This window comes from Pseudarthrobacter sp. MDT3-1 (genome assembly GCF_054510755.1).
Genome location: NZ_JBTNDX010000080.1, coordinates 1 through 1412, shown reverse-complemented (window position 1 = coordinate 1412; position 1412 = coordinate 1). Strand labels below are relative to the sequence as shown.

The 1412-nt window shown below is 63.2% G+C and carries 1 protein-coding gene and 1 pseudogene; both read right to left on the bottom strand.

Annotation, left to right across the window (positions count from 1 at the left end; all coding sequences use genetic code 11):
* Window positions 1-472: 472 nt before the first annotated feature.
* Window positions 473-808 (bottom strand): class I SAM-dependent methyltransferase, encoded by a 336-nt coding sequence (locus ACX80X_RS21200; protein ID WP_459313323.1) that lies wholly within the window; start codon window positions 806-808, stop codon window positions 473-475.
* 76 nt (window positions 809-884) lie between these two features.
* Window positions 885-1350, bottom strand: a pseudogene (locus tag ACX80X_RS21195) (ISL3 family transposase); the annotation flags it as partial.
* Between the last annotated feature and the right edge of the window lie 62 nt (window positions 1351-1412).

Genomic DNA, 1412 nt, shown 5'->3' with positions numbered 1-1412 from the left:
GTTTGGCCGCCCGCGGTAACCAGCTCTTCGCTGTTCCCCTCGCGGCGACTTAGAAAACAATACACCCACCCAACCCCCACCGCAAATCCACCCCCACAACAGGCCCTATGCCCCCAGGATCCGCGTCGTGGCGGGGAATCTGAGGGGCTCACCGGAGTCCCGGTGCAGTATTCGGCCAGAACGGGTTTCTGTTGACTGGATCACATCACGCGAGGATTGGCCCACGGCCGATTCGACCCAGGCCGGCGCCTTTTCCGGTTACAGGTCAGCCCAAGCCTTGTTGTAGTTTCGGCTTACCTTTCGCCTGCCCGCATTCCTCCGGTTGCTGTCTCTTATTAATGGCTCAGGCGTGCACTGCTAGCGGCGTGCGGCCGATGACCAGGATCAGTTCGTCGCTGATGGGACATGGTTTCGAAGCCGGCTGCACTAAGGATCCTGCTGAGGTCTCCCACGGGCCAGGAGTACGCAGGCGTCACCGCATGTGGAAATCTCGCGATTTCGTCTCCTTCAAACAGACGAGACTCGTGAGGGAGGCGACACGGAATGGGATGCCGGGAAAGGATGCTTCTGCTTGCTTGATGAAAGCCGGCACCAAATCGATTCCTTCGACCGCCGAGGCTTGGTCCGCGAGGAACTTGGTCCAATGGCCGGGCCCGCATCCCACATCCAGCACTGGCCCCACCAGAGGTGCGACCCAGTCAGCTACGAGCTTCCGGTCAGCTGGATGAGCTGACTCGACCGACCCAAATCTTGCAGTGTACTCGGCAGCTCTCTTTGAGTACGCGGTCGCGACCTCTGCATCCGTCATGCAGCCACCTTATGGTGGGCACGGGAATCGATGCTTCCGGGCAGAGTTGCCTATTCGTTTGACGTGCCCTCTACAGACCGGTACGGCCGCGGTGGCCACGGATGGCCTGCTGGCCCCGACGCCGGCACTCATCGAGCGCCTTGCCGGCCAGGCGCGCCACGTGGAAGGGATCCATGACCACGACCGCCTCGGGGAGCTCGTCGGCGGCGGCAGTCTTGAATCCGGTGAACCCGTCCATCGCGACCACCTCCACGGTTTCGCGCCAAGCCGTGGGTCGCTCGGCCAGCCAGTCCTTGAACGCCTGTTTGGAGCGGCCGTCTACCATGTCGAGCGGGCGCGCGGGGCCGGTTCCCTCACGGATCGGGTGAGGTCGATGACGACGGTGACGTACTGGACACCACGCCTGGTGTGTCGCCACACGCGCCCGCAGTCGATGCACCGGTGCGGCGGATCGTAACCTCGAGGACCTTGGGACGACAGCCCAGCGGCTCGTGCGCCAACTCCCGGGTCACCGTGTCCCGTGCCATGCTCTTGAGCCGACAAGTCGTGGTCAGATGAGGTCAGACGAAAGCCGTCGTAGGGGTTGCGTCAAGCACGTCGAGGT

Bases quoted from the DNA above. Each gene is read 5' to 3' on its own strand.
- ACX80X_RS21200 (WP_459313323.1), bottom strand. From the start codon at position 808: ATGACGGATGCAGAGGTCGCGACCGCGTACTCAAAGAGAGCTGCCGAG.